This window comes from Shinella sp. GW835-FHT14H05 (assembly GCF_058793575.1).
Genome location: NZ_JBXAFY010000021.1, coordinates 1 through 17,643 on the forward strand (window position 1 = coordinate 1; position 17,643 = coordinate 17,643).

Genomic DNA, 17,643 nt, shown 5'->3' on the forward strand with positions numbered 1-17,643 from the left:
TTCGTCGAATAGCGACTTGAGCGCTCCCAGTTCCTCAGGCTCGAATGTGCCTTTGGTGAAAAAGCTGGAGCCCATCTCAACCTCCTCAAATTGCCTCCGGCTTCAACAATAATTCTCAGATTTTGGGCGTTCAAGATGCATTTTTTCATGCGCCCAATCATTTTCGAGCGGGTGCAAGCCGGCCTAGAAACGAGGGTCTGCTTGTCGAGCTGACACGACCGCCCTATCCTTCGCGGATGCCAATTCTTGGACCACGACCGACGGAACAGCCCGAGGACCGCTTCCTCCAATGCGAAGAAGAATTAGAGGCCGAATTCCAGGCGTTGGTCTGGAAGGCGTTGAGGGCAGGATGGGATGAGGGCGAGGCTTGCGTGGCCATCGCTTCCTTGGCGGACCATCACATCCTGTCCTTGGGGTGCAATGAAAAGGCGGACGCGATGATGCGAAAGCTGACAGGGTGAGCAAGCATGTGCGGCCATTTCACGCAAATGTTGTCCTCGCGGGAGCTGGTGGCTCTCTACCGGCTGACCGACAGAATCAAAAGCCGAAACACCGAGGCCCGGTACAACATCGCGCCAACGCAAACCGTTCCCTTTATCCGGCTTGACGACGATGGTGAACAGGTGGTCGACAACGGTCGTTGGTGGCTTGTGCCGCACTGGGCGAAGGCACTTCCGAAGGCGGCGATGTTCAACGCCCGAATCGAAACCGTCGATACCGCGCCGGGATTTCGCGATGCCTTCAAGGCTCGGCGGTGCCTTATTCCCGCGGATGGCTTCTACGAATGGACGAAGGCCGACGACGGGGGCAAGGACCCGTGGCTTATCCAGATGCCGGGAGAGCGCCCTTTCGCGTTCGCCGGGCTTTGGGCGCATAACACAAGGCTTGAACCAGCCGTCACGAGCTGCACCATTGTGACCGCGCCGGCCGTCTCGCCAATGAGCCAGATCCATGACCGCATGCCGGTTATCCTCGATCCGGCCGCCTTCGATGCTTGGCTCAACCCCGCAACGCCGGTCGAAAACCTCAAGGGCCTCCTGCTGGGACGCAATCTGGACGCCAGCATGCAGTTTCACCGCGTAAGCCGCGCGGTGAATAAGTCGACCTTCGAAGGACGCCCAGAGCCGATTGTCAACTCGCTTTAGGGAACTATTGTCTCGGTGACGCGTTCCAATCGCGCCAACCACTTTCTGTTCAGCACTTGCCCCGCCCTGTGCGGGGCATTTTCTTCTCTCGTAGGCCAACCCCCTTGAAGGCAATCTCCGACGTCGTCGCAGAATTGATCCATGCCGCGAACATCGCCGGTCGGCTGTCCGACTCCGAGAAGCTGATGCTGCTGAATCATGCGTATGTCACGATACAGGAAGGTGGTGAGGCACTTGGCGATGTTGAGACGACCGCGGACTCGGATGTCGCCATCGACATTATCACGTCAACCGCGATGGTTTCACAACTCTCAAACGAAGAGTTCAAAACTCTCCTGCTTGAGGCGGCCGACCAAATCCGCGATATCAAGATTGCGCTTGATCGCAAGAGAGCCCGGCTTTCCGGTCCGTAACCTGATCGAAAGAATTGCTTCCGGAACTGGGCGTATGGTCAAATGCCCGTCGAAACCAGCGCGCCCCGCCCCGTTCCTCTAGGAAGATGACGCAACACTGCGCGGTCAGCGGCGCCGGGCCCGCAATCCGGATCAGCCTCAGCTTTCTTTTGATCCGATGCCGGCCCGCATCGAGCCATGCTTGGCGAAGCTGGTGTCAAAGGCGCCATCGGCGCCGAACTGGCTGTTCGAAATCAAGTGGGATAATTATCGCCTGCCGTTTACCTCCGATATGGCAAGGTGACGCTTCTGAAGCGCGGCAAGTCACGGACTGGACGGAGCGTTCCCCGGCGATAGCAGAGGCCGCCGCTGCGCTGAAGCTCAGCGTGACAATCCTGGATGGGCAAGCGGTAATCAAAATTCTTAGCGGGCCGTTTTCCCATAGCTTTAGGCGGTTTCAACAGAAAGCTTGCTCGCAAGCGCCTGGCGATCGTTCTCACGAGACAGCCTCGGGAACTTTGCCGTGACAGCGTGGTTAGATGGTAAACCAAGAGGAGAGCAACATGGGTATCACAAAACCGAAAGACGGTGCCGCGGGCACCACCGATCAGTCGCCGCGTTGGGAGGGTCCACAGGAAAGCAGGCCCCGTGGTTACCTTCCTGCGAAAGACGATCCCGACAACGTCCCTGACGCCGTCGGTGAAACGAACAAGGATCCCGAGCGCAGACGGCCGTCGGACGCTCTGAAAGTAAAGGAGCAAAAGAATGAGCGATAAGCTCAAAGATACCGGTCCGTTCGCACCGTCTCGGGGAGATCGCAAGGCCAGCGGTGTTGCAAGTGCAAAGCCGACTGTGGTTACCGGTTCGGAGGATGCTACGGCGAACCGGACCCCTCCTGGCCAGAAAAAACAAAAGGATTGGGACGTTGGATTTGATGATCAGCAACCAGACCGCTCATAGTTTTCTGACCTACAATATGAGCGTCTAGCTGCCGAATGTCGGGAGGATTTGACCCCGTTTTGGCTTTGGCGCTAGCCCGGCTAGAAGCTGGACAAGGGCTTGGATAAAGCAGAGCTTTCTGGCTGAGCGCCGGTCTCGGTGACCTGGTGAACTGGCCGAGCTGCCCTATCGCAAGATGGAACGCGAGTGGCTGAAACTCCAGTGAGTCGCACTCGGAGGAGCTTGCCATGGTCGGCTATGAGTGCTCGGCGAATGGACGACGGCATCGGCCGGCTGCTGCTGGCAGCTCGACAGGGTGATGGGCTTGTCTTTGTCGGCGGAGTAAGAACGGGCTTCGCCGTCTCCCTCAAGCACCATAACGCAGGCGGCCTTGGCCTTCCTCAGGGCTTTTCCCTTGGCAACCGGCCAGTGGTCCAAAAGCACGCGCGCTGCCTCCGCGGTGCTGGAAATGGTCAGATAGACGCCGAGCTTGGGTGTTTCGAATGTTATAGGGGATTCCCAGGTCCCGGAGCGCGTCACCCGCGTTCCCGAAAATTCATTATCGTGACTGACGTCCATAGTGCTGCCTCGCCATCTTTTCGAGAGCGGCTTGGTGGCTCTCGCGATTGAACTCACCCGCCGAGAAGGTCGCAAAGAGGTACTTTGCAAAGCCCTTCTTCGCCTCTGGCGTTGGACGAAACCACGAGGTCGCGGTGATTTCATCATAGGTCGCTCTCAGGGCGTCTAACTCCTCCGGACTATAGGCGTTGTTGATGAAGGTTTCTGGCATGTTCCCCTCAAGTGTTGCCGTCTGGAGACTTACCAGCATCGTGCATTTCTCTCGCCAGTCGCTTTTCCTTCAGCTTCCGGCTTTTCGTTTCCCGCGCGGACCGCTCGCTTTCAGCTTGATCGCGAGCGATGCGAGCACTTTGGTCGAGGTCTCCCCATAAAGATCCGCTGGCAGCGCGCTTCAATCGGTCTTGCATCGCTGCTCTCCCTCTAATCTGCGGCCGGAGGGGAGTGATACGACACCGTGCTCAGACAAGCCCAAACGCATACGCTGGCCGTCAAGCCAATTCGTCGCGTAGTTTTAAGGGAGAACGACCTGCGAGTTTCGACGCCATCGTCGTTGAGGATAACGACCTATTCGCCGTCGTCTTTGAGAAGTTCTGCTGAGGATGGCTGCATTGCCGCCCCCTTTTGTCTGGGGCGGGAGCTCCTTAGCTAGCGGCAACGGCGCCCAAAACATGAGCCGTCGATACGTTATTATGCGCTTCGTAGCGTTCGAACCCACCGATACTTTGTACGTAAGCGTCGCGAGGGCCAGCTGAACTCGATGTCAGCAGTCACTCGAGGAGCTTCATCATAGCAGTTATTTGTAGGCGAGAGGCCACTCCATGGACGAAAGCGGCCCCCCGTCACGGCGCGTCGCAGGTTACGCATTGCCGCAAACATCTAACCGTGAGTTGGAACAGATGTTCCGCGATCGGCTTAATTGTTGATTTCGTAGACGTCGGCGGCGTCCGCGGCCTTGGGCCGACCCTTACAGGACGGGTGTCTGAGCTTCCCGTCAGCCGTCCACGCTTTAAATTCAATCTCGGCGACCAACTCAGGCCCGAGCCAAACCGCATTATTGGATTTTGGTAACGATAGACGGCTTCGGAATGATCATGCTGTCCATATGCTTACGGAGCGCCGTGGTGGATGCGGTAGCAAACCCGAGGCGGCCCGCGCTGCGTTCGCAGCGGCGGCAAAAGAGGCGGGCGTATAGACCCCAAGAACCCGACTAGCGCATGGTCCGGCACCAGCCATTGAATTGACTTTTGCGGCGCTTGGCGCATAATGCCGGTGTGCATATGAGACAAGACTGTCTTCAACCCCGCCTTACCGCGGGGTTTTCTTTTTCGGCTTTGCGGAACAAGCGAGGCTCAGTCCGGTTTGGCAATGCGGCCAGGCGAGGCTAGCTCCTCAGCCGATTGGCCTTGCTGGCACTCCGGCCATGGCCGTATCGGGGTCGCTTAACGCTCGTCGCGACCCCCTTTTCGCTTCAGCGATCCACGCGCACCCGGTTTCCTCCGGCGTACTCGATACGGTCATCTGCTCTGCAAGGTGTCGTGGGGGGGTTCTGCGTGGCAGTGCAGGTTGAGGCGGCGAGGATTTAGACGGTAGGCGCGACGGCATGAGTTGGTTGGTGGAAGCTTGTTGATCGGCCATGCCGATCCACTGGCGCGCTTATCATAACCAAAGGTTTCCAAAAATCAAAAACCCGCCAAGCACTCTCCGTTGCACACCCCTGAGAAAAACACGCGCATGTTGGCCTTACGGTGTGAGGGAACCGGTGAGGATGCAGTCGCATTCCCCGCAAAAGAGGAGAGCGAAGATGACCAAGCCCGAAAACGACAAATCTGTAACGGCGACGCCCGTAGTCGAAGACCCGCACCCTGGCAGCATCTCAGACGGGACGCATCCTGAGGCCAAGGAGCGCAAGCCTCCCCGGTCAGATAAGCGGAACGATGGGAGTGAACGGGGCTCCCGAGGCGCTCATAAACCTGACGTCAGGGAAGGTCAGACCGACGTCCACAAGGAAGCCCTGCGGCACCCCAACAAGGGGGCTTATGGGTCGTAAGGGCCGGATCAGGCAGGCGTATTGAGGCAGCGGCCCGCCGGCTATTGCTGGCGGGTCACCAACACAATTGATTATCTCGCGGGTGGTTCTTGGATGGGCTGCCCGTCGGGGATATCAGGCCCGGGTTCCGGAATGTCTTCTGGCACGGTATCAGGTTGGGGTTCATGGAGTGGCCGCTGTGGAGTGTCCTCCGGCAAATCGGGCGAGCGCTCCGGCGGTATTTTGGGTCCAAGGTCAGTCACCTGATCCTCCACATGTGATAAGAGGAGAGCCGTGGTGCTATGATGGCGCCCCACGACGCGCTTAATTGTCAGCCTCGATCGCCGTCTCCATCCACGTCCTATGGCGTCGCTCGTCATCGCACGCTGCCAAAAAGAAGGCTTTGGACTCTGGAAGCGCGGACTCGTGACGCGCAGCGCGGTCGTAAGCCGTGACTGTATCGTCCTCATTACTCTTCATCGCCCGGAGAATTGCCTTGTCGCCAAAGATGTTGGCGAGCGCGATTTTTCCTGTCGTCAGATACTGCTTCATGTCGCCTTCTGTCGGCGCGTCCATTCCCAACTCGGTTGCGATGCGGTTGAGGACCTGAAGGTGCTGCAAATGGTCGTTCTTGAAATCGGCGATCTGGCTGCGCGACTGCTGATTATCCAGGCGCTCGATGCAGGAGTCGTACGCCGCAATGGCATCGTGCTCCAAGAGAATAAGGTCTTTGATGAGCGACCGGAAATCCGACTCGCTGCCTACCATCGTAACCATGACGTTCTCCTTATGGTTGGGAGGCGGAAACCGACCTATCGCCGGAATGTTCCGCACGCGTTTTATGCAGAGCCGAGGAGGAACGTCGTGGCGCTTTCATCGTTGTGGTGTGCGCGAATGGCGTATGGAGCGAGCGGTGGCAAAATTCTTCTTTAAAATCCAAGATCAGGAAGACGTCCTCCAGCCTGATCGTGCATTCGAATTCCCAGGCATCGAGGAAGCACAAGCCGAAGCGAAGTTCCTTTTGGCCGAGATGGCTGTAGACGGATTGCCGAAGGGCGCGATTGATAATCTGTCGGTCGAGCTACAGGACGAGCACCGCGTTCCCCTCCTTACGGTGCGTCTCGTCCTTGAGGTCATTCCTCACGGATCGCACGGGGCATATTTCCCAGACTGAAGCGACATAGAAATACCTACGAGGCTCCTGCCAGAAGGCCGCACAGGACGCCAAAGGCGTACAGCCCGGCGATGGCGCTTGTCGCTCCCACCATTGCATACAGGATGTGCCTGCTTGCTCGCTCCTCATTCGCTCGATCAGGCGGGAGGTCGTCAACGCTATACACATCTGACGGCGGATATCCTCTTTCCATATCAACACCTCATTCCGATCGGTTAATAGCGTTCGGCGTCGGCTCAACGTTCGGCTCACCTGGCGTCCAGAACACGATATAGATCCCAGCCACCAGAACAGCTATCGCTGAGATGGTGACGACGAGCCCTTTCATGCCGGCTTTGGCTCTTTGCTCAGTTTCCATGACATTTCAACCGTGAAGCGGATTAAAGGTTCCCAAACGGCTTCTATGCCCAGGGCAGTCCGCTTGAGCGCTGCGCTAGGGTCCGACTGCGAGCCAGAGAATTGGGAAAGTTATTACGGCTCCGCCGGCAAGGAAGAACAAAACGACTTCATCGTGGGCGAAACGTCGAGCTGCAAGTTGCGCCAGAGGTAAGCCATTGAACGTTTTCAATTCCCGCTCAAGGCGTCGTGCCCTTACAGTCGCAGCTAAGGTTTGCCGTTTCGAGCGCGACGCGTGCGCGTCGTCGAAGGGCTGTTCTCGTCGAAAGAACGCTCCGCTTCCTCGACGTCTTTCTCGGCCTGGAGCCAATGGCCCAGAGAGCGCCCATCTCGAGACCCCTCCTTTTGCCAGAGTTCAAAGGCGCGTGCCTTGATGCGCAAGTCGCGTTCATCGCTCATGGTGTCACCGGAAACCGAGGAAGGACAGCACGACAAGGACGATAACGACGAGCCCGACAATATAAATTATTCGGTTCATTTCACTCGCTCCCTTTTCAAATGTCCCAACGTGGTTGTTAGGTGGAAGTTCCCGCCGTCCGCCGCGCAGGCTCCGTGACAGGCTTTCTTATGACGCGATTTCGGAAGCTCCACGTACGTCGGCGTTCGCTGCCGCGGATCGCACGTTCCCGCTCAGCGATCTAAGGAGCTGCTTCACGTGATGGCCAGGCTCACAAAGCCCCTTGTCAAAGACAGTCGAGAAGACGAACGCGGCAGCCTCTGAAGTACTCTATCCGTCCCGCATGCACCAAAAGGTCGAGCGCCTCATTCACATAATGCTGAGTATATCCCCGAGCGATAAGGAGCGGGCTTAGGTGTAAGAGATCGATGGGCCCATCGTCTGGCCGTCGATATGCGTCCAACGCCGCTGCCAGCTTCGAGAAAAACCGACTGTGCGTCCAAATTGGCGATAAGGCTAGATCGCTGTTCGGCTAACCTGAGCAATATCAGATGACGGCTAGGGGTGCCTTTTTCCGCATCTACCTCTATCGGCCAATCTCACATTTGCCCGCGATCTTAACGGCATTGCCTTTAGCTTGCGGCAACTCTCTGTTGATCCAAAAAGGCGGCGGCCCCTATGGCAACCAATTGGCTGCACTTACCGCTGGCATTATTGCAGCGTATGTAGGCAACCATGTCGTCCCCGTTTCCGAGCTACCTCGGTTGATAGCCGACGTGCACGCTGCGCTACAATCGACGACGCATCCGGTTTCAGTTGATGACGAGCGTCTCGCTATCGAGGTGCCAAAGCCACCCGTCCCGGTAAAGAAGTCTATTCAGCCCGACTATATCGTCTGCCTAGAGGACGGGAAAAAGTTCAAGTCGCTAAAGCGCTACCTTACTGCTCAATATAACATGACCCCCAATGAATACCGTAAAAAGTGGGACCTTCCGCCCGACTATCCCATGGTCGCACCCAATTACGCGGTGGCGCGATCGCGGCTGGCCCGGGAAATGGGCCTTGGCCAATCTCGATCTGCAAAAAAGGAAAGTTAGGATCTATTTCGCGGTGGTGCGCGTGAAAACGGAGGCGTGATTTATAAAGTTCACCCGCTCCCGGGAGACGTTGGCTTGCCGTACACGGCAGGTGTGGTGCCGGCGTCTTGCTAGATTTGAGAATACCCGGTGATCGCGCAATCGTGTACGCTTCTCCTAGGTCAGGGGGAGTGGCCATGATTGGTGATTTCATAAACGCCTTCCACAACGCTCAGTTGAAGCTCGCCAACGAGACCGACTTTTGGGAGGATGACCGTTTTAAAGCGCTCGATCGTGAAGTTGAAAGAGCCTTTAACGATATTCTCGCCTTCCAGCCTGCGACAAGATCGGAGTTCAGCGCTGTGTCTTCGTTCTTGCTAGAAATCCTGACCCGTAACGACGATGGAAGTAACAGCCGTATCCTTACGCGCCTTGGCGAGCTCGTACAGATCATGTCGGACAAGATTTGAGGGACTGAGACTACCCGTAGCGCTGCGTATTTGCTTAAGCGGAGGACATTTGGCGAAGCCGACATTTGGTTGGGACGTCAGAAGCGGGATGCCGGCTCGGGACGAGCAAGCAAAGGGCGCGTGTCGTCAGGCTTTGCGACTGAAAGCTTTCTCCGCGTGTTCTGGCATTTTCCGTGTTCCCGAAGCCCTGATCACGCTAGCAATGCGTCGAAGTCGAATGGTCCACCAAATAATGGTTGGATCTGGATAGACATTACCGTCGGGGGAAAGCAAAATATCCGAAGCCAGCACCCGCTCCGACTGTCAGCCCCTCGGTCCCATCGCGGGGCCGCTTTTTTTTCGCCACTAGCAATCCGGACCTTGCGAGACCAGTCGTCTGGGTGAGAACGTTGCGGTGCTTTTGTCGCAAACTCTCTCCTGCCGTCCCGATGTCAATATGCCGTCATCTGCGGGCGTCATAGTTGGTAGACGCCGTGTCGCATAGGGGCGTATATTTGTCGCTCGTGCCGGCATAATGATCAGGCAACGTCTCGACAACGAAGACGAGGATCTCAGCGGATAACGTGTTTAGGGAGAACACAATGCACCATCTTTTTGTTAAGGAAGCCTACCAGCCGGAAGAACTCAACGTGCTTCGTTCGCTTTTCGATGAGATCACATCGCAATCTTGGTTTGATCAGGATCCGGCTACAAAGGAGGCATTTGCAAAACATCTCATTGAGACATTTCCGGCATCGTTTGACATAAAAAAACATCGCGCGCTCATCGAAGCGTCCGCCCGCATGTTCTACAGCGATGAGCAAATCGTGGCATGACCAAACGCGCGTCATGGCCTTCTCCTACCGGGTCGACAATCTGCGGACTGTTGGCGCGTAATCTAGCGTCCGCTATCGACATCCGGGTTGGTCACGCATCCACTCTAGCAACGACTTCTCCCCGCCGCATATTATGGAAATCCATGAGACGGCGGCACGCGTGGTAGAGATGGCCGTTCTCAAGCAGGGGATCCCCCTCTCCGAGCGCGACCCACGATAACCTGGTTGCAGGCCCTGATGGCCTGGGCAGAACTCGGCCCGGACTGGCGCGATGTTCTGAATCGTTGGGCACAGCGCTAGACCATTCCCGTCATCGACATCCCGGGAAAGGAGGAGCCGCGATTCCAGTGCAACTATATTTGTTTTGCCGCACACCAGCTGCGATGTGCTGCGGTGTCCTGCCAGCTGGCTCGTGGTGTCATTGTCTCACTTCATTCTCGTGTTTTGTTGCACGCGGGTGCCCAGGCGGGATCGGAGTTTCGTAACGTATCGTATACTAAACGCTGCATTCCGCAGGCCATAGCACAATTTCTGCTTGCGAAAACGACGTGAGGCACTACCATTTTGTATGGCAATGATTGCCGCATATCGGAGCCAACCATGTTCAGTGGACGTTGCGTGACGGTTTCGCCCCTCCAGCCGAAGGAGGTGCAAGAGCTAAGGGATCTTATCAAGTCGTGGTGCGCTCAGTACGGGTGCGATCCCAAGGGAGCTTTGGCGCAAGATCGAGCGAAGAAAGTGCTCTTAGCTTATGGCGCAGGGGTTCGGGACACGGCGAAGTTGCTGGGCCTGATTCGTCCGTTCTAGAGTACACTCCGAAGAGTTCCTCTTCCTCTGCCGACGTGAAGGCGCGCCCCGTGCCAAGTTTCGTTCATCGCTCTAACCGCCCAAGATGCGAGATGCTTACCGCTTAATGGCCTCTGGCTAGCAGAGTACTAATTTCCAGCTTTAGTTTTCGATGCTCATCGAGAAGCGGGCCAAGCCGTTCAGCCCAAACTCTACCATCGGCCTTCGCACCATAGCTTTCCGTGCTCGTCTGCCAGAATTTTGGCATGATTTTCGAGATTTCTCGGTTAAGCTCGGAAATTCGAACGGCGCGCTTTATAACTGCATCTTGCATACGGCCTCCCTGGTTTCGTTCGGTTCAATAATGCATTTTTTGGCATTCTCAATTCGGACAATCCTGATATGAAGCCGCTCGTGCTATAGTAAGGAGTGAACAGTGCAGATCCTAGTGCGTGACAACAATGTCGATCAAGCGTTACGTTTCCTGAAAAAGAAGCTGCAGCAGGAAGGTGTCTTCCGAGAAATGCGTCTTCGCGAGCACTATGAGAAACCGTCCGAAAAGCGCGCACGCGAAAAGGCGGAGGGAATTCGCCGGGCCAGAAAGCTCGCGATGAAGAAGCGCAATCGCGAGCTCGGGATTGCCAACACCAAAGTAAGAGGCAAACCGTCGACGAAACGATCGGCTACCAAATAACGATTGTTGCCAACATCCCACGCACCAACGCGGCCGCTCTTGCGAGCAATGTCGCTCCGGTCGCCGTTGTCCGCTGGTATTTGTCAGCTCGCCTCGGATGTTGCAACAGTCAGTCGTGAGTTCACCGCGACCAACTTGCCCGAAGCTAGCGCGACGGCTGATCCGTCACGGTGCTGATCCGGGTGAGTGAGACAGTATCAGACCATCAGTAACGTGAAGTTCGACATCGGAATGAAAAGGATGCAGCCTAGAGAAGCCTGCTACCGTGACGTGAACGTCATATTTCTTGCTGGATAATATTGCGGGCCTGCATCAGCCCTGGGCGTACCAAGCCTACTGACAGCGGTTCAACAGGCGAACGCGGCAGCCTCGCAGGTACTGGATACGCTTCGCTCGCACCACTTCGTCAAGAGCAACTATCGAAGCCGAAAAGCAGGAGCGTTTGATACCGCAGTTGCAACTTGGGAGAGAGGTCATGCGCGCGCTCATCTATGCGGCAAAGTCCTTCGGTCTACGTAGAGGTAAGGATAGCGGCTGGGAAGTGTACGACCGCAGGACCAACGCGGCGGTTGTATGCGACGGCCGGCTTATGACCGCTCTAACGCTCGATGAAGCGGATGTTGTCGTGGACATTCTAAATGGTGACCATGCCTTCAGCCGCGCTGTGACGTTGCACTAGGCAATACATCGCAGCCGTCGACGCGTTAAAACCCCAGTGCCAAATCTTGGACAGTTGCGGGTAGATTGTAGGCTAGCGTACGAATACAATTTGAAGGTGGCTTTCGTTAACCCACTGTTTACCCGCAGATCCCAGACTTGCATGTGTCGCAGGTGCGGCGCCAGGCAATACTCTGGACTGGAGGATCAAGCGGTGAATAATAAGCAAGAAATCAATCATCTGCTGCTGATGGCCAAGCTACTAGCGTCTCAGCAAGATGATGGCACGCTCAGCTATTTCATAAGTATGGCGATTGAACAAAATCGCCAGACGTCCAGAAAGGTCAGCAAAGCTGACCAAGCTGCTTGAGGGTTGCTTTCAAATTGTCCGATGAACATCCGTACCGATTGCTGCGGGCATTGTCGAGGTATTTTCGTTGCGGCGCATATCGAGAGCGATTCATCGGCTGTATATTACGGCCGCGATCGCTGTGGGCCGACGGGGCAAAAACGGCGGTTGTTGACGTTGGGGCTTGAACAATTCCTATGTTGCGTGGATGGAACAATGCGGCTGAATGAAAAGGATCCCACCGTCATTCCCGAGCGGGCTGTCTGAGGGGTGGTGTCGATGAGGCGCGGCCCGTTTGCTGAGGCTAAAAGGCGCCTATGGCGGCTCAGCGAATGGCCGTCGATCCAGTTGCGCAATCCTTCGCTTGAAGCGTTGCGCGCTGTTGCGTTTCGGCTCGACTATACATCGTTCAGGAAGGTCGCCGGCGACGATTGTCTCGCGGAGTAGCTGCGATAGCGGCCAGAATGCTATTCAGCTCATGAAATTGGGATGTGTAGAATAATCCACCAGGCGTGCGCCGCTCACTTACCATACCACGATCAGTTAGAACGTCCAAATGATGGGCCGCCGCCGCACGACTAAGCTTGAGTTCTCGAGAAATGCACGACAACGAGCGCTCGCCGTTCTCAAGCAACAGCAGGATCTCTATTCGATATCTGCTGGCGAGGCCTTGCATGAGGTAGGCCTGCTTTGCGACTTTCTCAAATTTTTCATCAGTCAAATCAGCCATTTGAGCACTGAGCCCGTCTCAGCCGAAATCTCGTAGTGCAGCTACGATGACGACTGCGTTCATCAGCACCAGAAGGCCAATCATCGAAACTGCGAGCGCAATTGAGACCTGCCGGCCGGCCGAAACACGTTGATCTTTCTGCAATGCCTTACCTTTCTCATTGATCGTTAGAACTCGAACGAGCGTCCGCCCAGTTTCGTTCCCTTTAAAAGGCCTATGTCCGGCACAGAGGCCGAAATCGCTAACAAGGCTTCGCATAGTTTATACCAGGGCTTACAAGGTCTCTGGGTATTCTTGAACGGCGGTGACCACGTTCGAAAATATTGGTAACTCCGAGTCAATTTCGACTCCTTCTGCTCGCAGGGAACCGCCGTTAATCTTAATTTGTCGTTGGCTCGCGATACTATGGTGCGTCGTCGCAAGTTGCGATATTACCCTGAGGGGTTTGGGACTATTGAAACGCAGATTTCTACCATGCGCGTATCTGATAAAAATGATGGGCGCGCATCAATGAGCAACGTTTTTCTGGTTTCAGTTGAAATCGGCTTTGGAGCTTGGTTTCAGGAGAAGTCCGACTATAATCGTATCTTCTCAGCCTGTGAGGCAGCAATTAAGCTAGACATTGGCGCCGCGGACTATTGGTCCGAGAACACGGCATTCTATGTCATTCGTACAGAGGAGGACGCCTCAAAGCTTCTAGACCGTATATGGCTTGCCTCGGGCATGCGGAGGGACAGGGACCGTGAACCGCACCGGGTTTGCCGGAGGCTCGAACTTCTGAGAGAGTGGAGCCGATATGAGCAAGACAACGAACAAGTTTTCACCTGAAGTCCGCCAACGCGCCATCCGTATAGTGCTGGATCACGAGGCAGAACACCCGTCGCGGTGGGCCGCTGTTTCATCTATTGCGGGCAAGATCGGCTGCTCGCCGGCCACGCTGCATGAATGGGTGAAGAAGACCGAGGTCGATAGCGGCAAACGAGCAGGCTTGCCGAGCGACGCAGCCGAGAAGATGAAGGCTCTTGAGCGGGAGAACCGCGAGCTTCGTCAGGCCAACGAGATTTTGCGCAAGGCGTCTGCTTATTTCGCGATGGCGGAGCTCGACCGCCCCTTCAAGCGATGATCTCGTTCATTGACGAACACCGTAGCGTGTTCGGGGTCGAGCCGATCTGCAGGCTTTTGCCGATTGCCCCATCAACCTACTACGAGAACGTCGCCAAGCGCTTGGATATAGACCGCCTGTCGGTTCGCGCCCGCAGCGATATCGGCTTGAAGATCGAGATACGCCGGGTGTTCAATGAGAACTTCCAGGTCTACGGCGTGCGTAAAGCCTGGCGGCAGTTGCAACGAGAAGGCTACGACATCGCCCGCTGCACGGTCGCTCGGCTTATGAGGTCGATGAGCCTGCAGGGGATTATTCGAGGAAAGCCGGTCCGCACGACATTCTCGACAGGGCAGCCCCGAGCCCGCTTGACCGGGTAAATCGCAAGTTCAAAGCCCCAGCACCAAACAGGCTGTGGGTTTCGGACTTCACCTATGTCGCGACTTGGCAGGGTTTCGTCTATGTGGTTTTTGTGATCGACGTCTTTGCCCGGCGCATCGTTGGCTGGCGGGCGAGCCGGACGGCACATGCGAGCTTTGTCCTCGATGCCCTTGAACAGGCAATTCATGAGTCGGCGTCCCGTTCATGGCGGCGGGCTCGTGCACCATTCGGACAGGGGCGTTCAAGGCAGATTCAACCGGTCGCCGCAACACCCCAAACATGGAGGTGTTTATAGTGACGGGAAGACGGAAATCGGAGCGGTCAACGCGGCAGAAATTAATCTCGCCAGGGCGACCACCTGTATGGCAGCGTGAGAACCTGTGCCGGTTCTGGCGAGAAATAGCGGCAGGCTTGTCCAGCGAGGATGCCGCAGTGGAAGCCGGCGTCTCTGCCCCCGTTGGGAACCGGTGGTTTCGGAGTTCAGGCGGTATGCCTCCCACACATCTTTCACCCTCGGCAATACCACTCAGGAATCGCAGCCTAACGTTCCGAGAGCGAGAGGAAATTGCCTTGGAATGCGCCCGAGGTACTGGAATCCGTGCTATCGCACGTAAACTGGGACGATCACCGAGCACAATCTCGCGCGAGATCAGGCGCAATTCAGCGACACGCGGCGGCGACTTTGACTATCGTGCGATTACTGCACAGTGGCATGCTGATCGAGCGGCTCCACGACCGAAGGTGGCGAAACTTGCAGCCAATGTTGTCCTTCGCGACTACGTCCAGGACCGACTGGCTGGCCTCATTGCAACCCCCGACGGCATCGCCTTTGATGGCCCGGCCGTGGTATGGAAAGGACGGCGGGCCGTTCATCGGCAAAGCCGACGCTGGTCCAAAGCCTGGAGCCCGGAACAGATTGCGCGGCGTCTGAGACTGGATTTTCCCGAGGACGCGACTATGCGGATCAGCCATGAAGCCATCTATCAGGCGCTTTACATTCAAGGTCGAGGTGCTCTGAAGCGTGAACTATCGGCCTGCTTGCGCTCCGGGCGAGCGCTTAGGTTGCCTCGCGAACGGGCTCGCAGCCGTGGTAAGTCCTTTCTTGGTGATGCACTGATGATCAGCGACCGTCCCGCGGAGATCGGCGACAGAGCGGTGCCTGGTCATTGGGAAGGTGATCTCATTCTCGGTCTCGGCAGCTCCGCGATCGGCACTCTGGTCGAACGCACGACACGGTTCACAATGCTCCTGCACCTGCCACGCATGGAAGGTCACGGAATCGAAAAATCCGTCAAGAACGGTCCTGCACTCGCTGGACACGGCGCTGAAGCGGTTCGTGACGCGATCGCTGAGACGATCATGGAACTTCCGGCGCATCTACGCCGATCCCTGACCTGGGACCAGGGTACGGAAATGTCTCAGCACGCGCAGCTTAGGATCGACACTGGCCTGGATATCTACTTCTGTGACCCTCAAAGCCCGTGGCAGCGCGGTAGCAACGAAAACACCAACGGTTTGCTACGTCAGTACTTTCCGAAGGGTACAGATCTGAGCCAACACGGAGCCGATGAGCTCAGCGCTGTGGCGCATGCCCTCAATAGCAGGCCTCGCAAGACGCTGGGTTATCGCACGCCGGCAGAAGCGCTCGACGGCCTGCTTAAACCGGATATGATCGAAGGTGTTGCGGCGACCGGTTGAATCTGCCCAATACGTGTCCATCCGTTACTCCGAGCGGCTGGCAGAAGCTGGCATAGAGCCTTCTGTCGGAAGTGTCGGCGACAGTTATGACAATGCCCTCGCCGAAACGATCAACGGTCTCTACAAGGCCGAGGTCATTCATCGGCGCGGACCATGGAGGAACTTCGAAGTGGTGGAATTCGCCACTCTGGAATGGGTCGACTGGTTCAACCACCGACGACTTCTGGAGCGCATCGGAAACATACCGCCAGCCGAGCCTGAAGAACGCTACTACGCCATGCTGGACGAACCAGCCATGGCCGCATAACTCAAACCAAATGGCCTCCGGCAAACCCGGTGCGGTTCAAGGGCATGATTGCGCTGGAGCTATCGCTGCGTGGGCTGCTGAGAAACTTCGGTCTGAAGGTAGGCACCATCTCGCGCGGCCAGTTCGACGCCCGGATCAGGGAATTGGTAGAAGGCAATTCCATGTTGCGAGCAGCGTCCGGTCCGATGTTACGTGCAAGCACCAGCCTGCGCCATGAACTGGCAGGGCTCGAACGTCAAGTCCGTCTGATTGCGAAGGACGACGCGGTGTGCCGGTTGTTGTCGACGATGCCAGGGATTGGGGCGGTCGTTGCCTTGACTTTTCGATCCGCTGTCGATGATCCCGCGCGGTTCTCGTCATCGAAGAAGGTTGATCCTTGGGTTGGCCTTACACCGTCACGTAACCAGTCCGGGGAACGCGACGTGAACGGCGGCATTACGCGAGCTGGCGACACCAATCTACGAAGAGCCTTATGCCAAGCGGCTACCGTCATGATCCATCGGGGGCGCTCGACATGGCTGAGAAGTTTGGCTGCGCAAGTTGCCAAACGCCGAGGCGCAAAGCGTGCGATGGTGGCTTTGGCAAGGCGCATCGGCACCATCCTTCACAGGATGTGGAAGGATGGTACTGAATTCTCCTGAGTCCCATTGCTCGCCAAGTCGGCCTGAGCATTTACATCAGAACGATATCGTTGAAGTCTGCCCGACCGCAGACCTTCGAGGTCCCTACCGGGACGCGGTTCCGAGGATGCCGTGGTCAGGACTGTCGCCGGCCTCTGCCGAGCACGCCAATGAGATGGGCACATCGGAAGTGCCGCACTGGACCAGCATCATGTGGCAGCCATCGCGCTGACCACGGACCGAAGCATGAACCCGGGGCGACCTCAAACGAGGGGCAAAGCAAGTCAGACATCGGCGAAAGGGGATCTGTCGGGATTATTTACCGCACTGGCAGCATGACGGCGCTGCTGCGGCCGTCACTTTTTGTTTGACTGGAACGGCCCCGCTAACGAAGTCCTGACCCTAGTCAACCCGCACCGGCATAAATTCGCACGCGGCTTTTTGCCCAAGTTCAATCAAGGCCATTGAAAGAAGATAAGATACAATCTCGTTACCTGCCCGCTTTGCCTCTTGGAACGCCCCAATGCAACTTTTAACGAGCTTATCCTCTTCATCCACAAGCCATGATTTCTGATCCAACACGAAAACCATCCCAGTATACTCTGTGGGTTCGCCGTATTGATCGTGAAAACATTGGCCCATTGCGAGAACCGTCGTCTCCTTTCCGCTGTTGGAAAGCAGCCGGTATTGGGCTCGATAGGAGGAACCGGCTTCCACCGCGTTAAGAATCGCGGATGTTACACGCTCAACATCTTCAGGATGGACCAAATGAAGGTAGCGTGCAATCGGCAGGCCACGGCCGGCATCTTCATCAGGAATGCAAAATAATGCCTCTGTTTTCGTGTCAGCATAGACGAGGTCCTCGGCGACTATCCATCGATAGATGCCCCCCGTGATTGGGGAAAGCATG

The 17,643-nt window shown here is 56.5% G+C and carries 19 protein-coding genes, 5 pseudogenes and 1 other annotated feature; of the genes and pseudogenes, 16 read left to right on the forward strand and 8 right to left on the reverse strand.

The genetic code is table 11. The features are described from left to right. Positions 1 to 467: 467 nt before the first annotated feature. The 5 genes and pseudogenes from AC1Q6Z_RS31865 to AC1Q6Z_RS31885 form a co-directional block, all read left to right on the forward strand. Positions 468 to 1,145, forward strand: coding sequence for an SOS response-associated peptidase (locus AC1Q6Z_RS31865; protein ID WP_492650296.1), 678 nt, complete (start codon positions 468 to 470; stop codon positions 1,143 to 1,145). A 104-nt stretch (positions 1,146 to 1,249) separates the two neighbouring features. Then, a complete protein-coding gene (locus tag AC1Q6Z_RS31870) occupies positions 1,250 to 1,558 on the forward strand; it encodes a hypothetical protein (RefSeq protein WP_492650297.1) in 309 nt (102 codons plus the stop codon). A gap of 542 nt (positions 1,559 to 2,100) precedes the next feature. Beyond that, positions 2,101 to 2,313 carry a hypothetical protein gene (locus AC1Q6Z_RS31875; protein ID WP_492650298.1) on the forward strand — a complete coding sequence of 71 codons (213 nt, stop codon included), beginning with the start codon at positions 2,101 to 2,103 and terminating at the stop codon, positions 2,311 to 2,313. Next, positions 2,303 to 2,497: a hypothetical protein gene (locus AC1Q6Z_RS31880; RefSeq protein WP_492650299.1), complete on the forward strand. Its 195-nt coding sequence runs from the start codon at positions 2,303 to 2,305 to the stop codon at positions 2,495 to 2,497. Before AC1Q6Z_RS31875 ends, AC1Q6Z_RS31880 begins: the two co-directional genes overlap by 11 nt. 227 nt (positions 2,498 to 2,724) lie before the next feature. Then, a pseudogene (locus tag AC1Q6Z_RS31885) lies at positions 2,725 to 2,833 on the forward strand (non-homologous end-joining DNA ligase); the annotation flags it as partial. A gap of 54 nt (positions 2,834 to 2,887) precedes the next feature. Here AC1Q6Z_RS31885 and AC1Q6Z_RS31890 read toward each other — a convergent pair. The 4 genes and pseudogenes from AC1Q6Z_RS31890 to AC1Q6Z_RS31905 all read right to left on the reverse strand — a co-directional run. Beyond that, positions 2,888 to 3,055, reverse strand: a pseudogene (locus AC1Q6Z_RS31890) (DUF982 domain-containing protein); the annotation flags it as partial. Then, on the reverse strand, positions 3,036 to 3,266 hold the full coding sequence (locus AC1Q6Z_RS31895; protein ID WP_492650300.1) for a hypothetical protein: 231 nt from the start codon (positions 3,264 to 3,266) through the stop codon (positions 3,036 to 3,038). The pseudogene AC1Q6Z_RS31890 and the gene AC1Q6Z_RS31895, both read right to left, overlap by 20 nt. 701 nt (positions 3,267 to 3,967) lie before the next feature. Continuing rightward, positions 3,968 to 4,108, reverse strand: a pseudogene (locus tag AC1Q6Z_RS31900) (ATP dependent DNA ligase); the annotation flags it as partial. A 1,297-nt stretch (positions 4,109 to 5,405) separates the two neighbouring features. Further along, positions 5,406 to 5,858 (reverse strand): DUF2383 domain-containing protein, encoded by a 453-nt coding sequence (locus AC1Q6Z_RS31905; protein WP_492650301.1) that lies wholly within the window; start codon positions 5,856 to 5,858, stop codon positions 5,406 to 5,408. A 136-nt stretch (positions 5,859 to 5,994) separates the two neighbouring features. Here AC1Q6Z_RS31905 and AC1Q6Z_RS31910 point away from each other — a divergent pair, with 136 nt between their 5' ends. Beyond that, complete coding sequence (locus AC1Q6Z_RS31910; RefSeq protein WP_492650302.1) at positions 5,995 to 6,255, forward strand: DUF6894 family protein; 261 nt, start codon at positions 5,995 to 5,997, stop codon at positions 6,253 to 6,255. A gap of 202 nt (positions 6,256 to 6,457) precedes the next feature. Here AC1Q6Z_RS31910 and AC1Q6Z_RS31915 read toward each other — a convergent pair whose 3' ends face one another. After that, positions 6,458 to 6,613: a hypothetical protein gene (locus tag AC1Q6Z_RS31915; protein ID WP_492650303.1), complete on the reverse strand. Its 156-nt coding sequence runs from the start codon at positions 6,611 to 6,613 to the stop codon at positions 6,458 to 6,460. A gap of 245 nt (positions 6,614 to 6,858) precedes the next feature. Next, on the reverse strand, positions 6,859 to 7,050 hold the full coding sequence (locus tag AC1Q6Z_RS31920) for a DUF2934 domain-containing protein (RefSeq protein ID WP_492650304.1): 192 nt from the start codon (positions 7,048 to 7,050) through the stop codon (positions 6,859 to 6,861). Positions 7,051 to 7,701: 651 nt separating this feature from the next. Between AC1Q6Z_RS31920 and AC1Q6Z_RS31925 the strand changes: the two genes are divergently transcribed. From AC1Q6Z_RS31925 to AC1Q6Z_RS31950, 6 genes are all read left to right on the forward strand, one after another. Continuing rightward, a complete protein-coding gene (locus tag AC1Q6Z_RS31925; RefSeq protein WP_492650356.1) occupies positions 7,702 to 8,145 on the forward strand; it encodes a Ros/MucR family transcriptional regulator in 444 nt (147 codons plus the stop codon). 176 nt (positions 8,146 to 8,321) lie between these two features. Beyond that, on the forward strand, positions 8,322 to 8,594 hold the full coding sequence (locus AC1Q6Z_RS31930; RefSeq protein ID WP_492650305.1) for a hypothetical protein: 273 nt from the start codon (positions 8,322 to 8,324) through the stop codon (positions 8,592 to 8,594). Between the two features lie 581 nt (positions 8,595 to 9,175). Next, a complete protein-coding gene (locus AC1Q6Z_RS31935) occupies positions 9,176 to 9,409 on the forward strand; it encodes a hypothetical protein (RefSeq protein WP_492650306.1) in 234 nt (77 codons plus the stop codon). A gap of 1,222 nt (positions 9,410 to 10,631) precedes the next feature. Next, a complete protein-coding gene (gene rpsU / locus AC1Q6Z_RS31940) occupies positions 10,632 to 10,889 on the forward strand; it encodes a 30S ribosomal protein S21 (RefSeq protein ID WP_492650307.1) in 258 nt (85 codons plus the stop codon). 475 nt (positions 10,890 to 11,364) lie between these two features. Continuing rightward, positions 11,365 to 11,568: a hypothetical protein gene (locus AC1Q6Z_RS31945; protein ID WP_492650308.1), complete on the forward strand. Its 204-nt coding sequence runs from the start codon at positions 11,365 to 11,367 to the stop codon at positions 11,566 to 11,568. 192 nt (positions 11,569 to 11,760) lie between these two features. Then, on the forward strand, positions 11,761 to 11,916 hold the full coding sequence (locus AC1Q6Z_RS31950) for a hypothetical protein (RefSeq protein ID WP_492650309.1): 156 nt from the start codon (positions 11,761 to 11,763) through the stop codon (positions 11,914 to 11,916). A 388-nt stretch (positions 11,917 to 12,304) separates the two neighbouring features. Here the strand turns inward: AC1Q6Z_RS31950 and AC1Q6Z_RS31955 are convergent, their stop codons facing one another. Continuing rightward, positions 12,305 to 12,625 (reverse strand): winged helix-turn-helix domain-containing protein, encoded by a 321-nt coding sequence (locus tag AC1Q6Z_RS31955; RefSeq protein ID WP_492650310.1) that lies wholly within the window; start codon positions 12,623 to 12,625, stop codon positions 12,305 to 12,307. A gap of 796 nt (positions 12,626 to 13,421) precedes the next feature. Between AC1Q6Z_RS31955 and AC1Q6Z_RS31960 the strand changes: the two are divergent. The 4 genes and pseudogenes from AC1Q6Z_RS31960 to AC1Q6Z_RS31975 all read left to right on the forward strand — a co-directional run. Continuing rightward, positions 13,422 to 14,353: pseudogene (locus tag AC1Q6Z_RS31960) on the forward strand (IS3 family transposase); the annotation flags it as partial. Then, positions 13,703 to 13,819 (forward strand) — a sequence feature (AL1L pseudoknot). Its footprint overlaps the pseudogene before it by 117 nt. A gap of 34 nt (positions 14,354 to 14,387) precedes the next feature. Further along, complete coding sequence (locus AC1Q6Z_RS31965; protein ID WP_492650311.1) at positions 14,388 to 15,806, forward strand: IS30 family transposase; 1,419 nt, start codon at positions 14,388 to 14,390, stop codon at positions 15,804 to 15,806. Positions 15,807 to 15,810: 4 nt separating this feature from the next. Continuing rightward, a pseudogene (locus AC1Q6Z_RS31970) lies at positions 15,811 to 16,113 on the forward strand (integrase core domain-containing protein); the annotation flags it as partial. A gap of 44 nt (positions 16,114 to 16,157) precedes the next feature. After that, positions 16,158 to 16,754 (forward strand): transposase, encoded by a 597-nt coding sequence (locus tag AC1Q6Z_RS31975; protein ID WP_492650312.1) that lies wholly within the window; start codon positions 16,158 to 16,160, stop codon positions 16,752 to 16,754. A 381-nt stretch (positions 16,755 to 17,135) separates the two neighbouring features. On the opposite strand, the gene AC1Q6Z_RS31980 is transcribed toward AC1Q6Z_RS31975, so the two are convergent. Next, positions 17,136 to 17,642 (reverse strand): PAS domain-containing protein, encoded by a 507-nt coding sequence (locus tag AC1Q6Z_RS31980; RefSeq protein WP_492650313.1) that lies wholly within the window; start codon positions 17,640 to 17,642, stop codon positions 17,136 to 17,138. Position 17,643: the final 1 nt, after the last annotated feature.